Consider the following 2,249-nt stretch of genomic DNA (forward strand, 5'->3'; position numbering starts at 1 on the left):
CAGGTCGGGCTGACCCTGATCGGGCGCATGCGCGGCCAGCGCTTCGTCTGCCTTTCCGGCGAAGAGCGGCTGATCCGCGACGCGGATCCCGGCAGCGCGCCGGAAGAGGAGCGCAAGCATCGTCGCAAAGGGGCGCGTGACGAGGGTTCGCACGAAGAGAGCGGCGTCTGATGATCGATCCGAAGACCGGTATCGCCGGCCAGCGCCTCTACGGCGTCACCGGCTGGAAGAATGCCGGCAAGACCGGGCTGGTCGAGCGCCTCGTCGCAGAGATTGTCGGGCGCGGCTACAGCGTCTCGACCATCAAGCATGCGCATCACAACGTCGATATCGACGAGAAGGGCCGCGATACGTATCGCCATCGCGAGGCCGGCGCGCAGGAGGTGGTGCTCGCCTCCGCCAATCGCTGGGCCTTGATGCATGAACTGCGCGGCGCGCCGGAGCCCGCGCTCGCAAAGATCGTCACGACACTCACCCCCGTCGATCTCGTCATCGTCGAGGGCTACAAACGCGAGCGCCACCCCAAGATCGAGGCTTACCGCCACGCGGGTGGGAGCGCGCGCGGGCTGCTGGCGCACGAATTGCCGACGATCCGCGCCATCGCCTCCGATACCCCGCTCGACGATCTCACCCTGCCCGTCTTCGATCTCGACGACACGGCGGCGATCGCTGATTTCGTGCTCGCGGAATGCGGCCTGATATGAGCGGGTTCGACCGGGTCGTCGTCGTGGACTGGTCCGCCGCCGCGCGGCGCATGCCCGCCCGCCCGCGCGCCGATGCTATCTGGATCGGGATCAGCCATGCCGAGGGCGATTGCGAACCGCTTTATTGCCGCAGCCGGGCGGAGGCGATGGCGAGGGTCACGGCGCTGTGCGAGGAAGCCGTCGCGGCAGGCGAAAGAGTGCTGATCGGCTTCGATTTTCCGCTGGGCTATCCGCGCGGCTTCGCCGAGGCTCTGACCGGGCGCGCGGAGGCGCTCGCGCTTTGGGAATGGCTCGCAGGGCAGATCAAAGACAGTGACGACAACGCCAATAACCGCTTCGACATCGCCGCTGCGATCAACCGCCGCTTTCCCGGGATCGGCCCGTTCTGGGGCCGCCCGGCATCGCTCTCGCTGTCCGATCTGCCCGAGCGCGGCTCGCTGCGGGAGGGGCACGGCCTGCCCGAGCGACGCCTCGTCGAGGAACGCATCCCCCGCGCGCAGCCCTGCTGGAAACTCTTCACCACCGGCTCGGTCGGTTCGCAGGCCCTGCTCGGCATACCGCGCCTGCACGCGCTGCGGAAAAGCTTCGGCGATGCGCTCACGGTCTGGCCCTTTGAAAACCGTGATGCGCCGATCACACTGGCCGAGATCTATCCCTCTCTGCTCGACGGGGCAGTCAACCGGGTGCTCGCCCGGGATCCCGATGCGATCAAGGATGCGGTGCAGGTCAGGCTCCTCGCCGCCACGCTGCGCGCGCATGCGCGTGACGCCGTCCCTGTCGCGATGCGCGCGATCGCCATCTCCGAGGCAATTTTGCGTGAAGAGGGCTGGATTCTCGGCGTGGGGTGCGAGACTCTTCTGCAAGAGAAAGCCCAGGAGATCGCGACCGGCATGAGCGCGCTCGAACCGCCACGCCTGCAGAATGATTGCTTCGCCCTTCCGCCGGGCGTCGACTGGACACCCGTTGACGATGCCCTCGCCCTGCTGCGGGCCGCACTGCGCCCGATTACCGGGATCGAGACCCTGCCCACCGCCGCTGCACTGGGCCGCGTTTTGGCACGCGATACGATCGCACGCCGTTCCAATCCGCCCGCACCCAATGCCGCAGTCGATGGCTACGGATTCGCCCATGCCGCAACCGGGGACGGACCTCAGGAATTGCCGCTCGTCGATGGCCGCGCCGCAGCCGGAGTGCCCTTTACGGGTGTCGTGCCGCAGGGGCAGGCTATCCGCATCCTCACCGGCGCGATCCTGCCGGAAGGCGTCGACACGGTGGTGCTCGAAGAAGATTGCGCCACGGACGGCGCGCGCATCGCCTTCAACGGCCCGATCAAGCCGCGTTCCAATACCCGCAAGGCGGGGGAGGATGTTACGGCGGGCACGCCCGCCCTGCCGGCGGGGCGGTCGCTGACGCCCGCCGATCTGGCGCTGCTCAGCGCGCTCGGCATCGGCGAGGTCGCGGTGCATCGCCGCCTGCGCGTGGGTATACTCTCCACCGGCGAGGAGATCGTGGGTCAGTTCGGCGATGAAGCGCTCGCGCCGGGCA

At 68.3% G+C, this 2,249-nt stretch carries 1 protein-coding gene and 1 pseudogene; both read left to right on the top strand.

Features of this window, described 5'->3' with window-relative positions; translation table 11 throughout:
- Positions 1-170 precede the first annotated feature (170 nt).
- On the top strand, positions 171-704 hold the full coding sequence (gene mobB / locus VKP01_RS06940; RefSeq protein WP_324411432.1) for a molybdopterin-guanine dinucleotide biosynthesis protein B: 534 nt from the start codon (positions 171-173) through the stop codon (positions 702-704).
- Positions 701-2,249 (top strand): annotated as a pseudogene (locus VKP01_RS06945) (hypothetical protein); the annotation flags it as partial. The gene mobB and the pseudogene VKP01_RS06945, both read left to right, overlap by 4 nt.

Origin of the sequence: Saliniramus sp. (assembly GCF_035311605.1) — a bacterium.
GTDB lineage: Bacteria > Pseudomonadota > Alphaproteobacteria > Rhizobiales > Beijerinckiaceae > Saliniramus.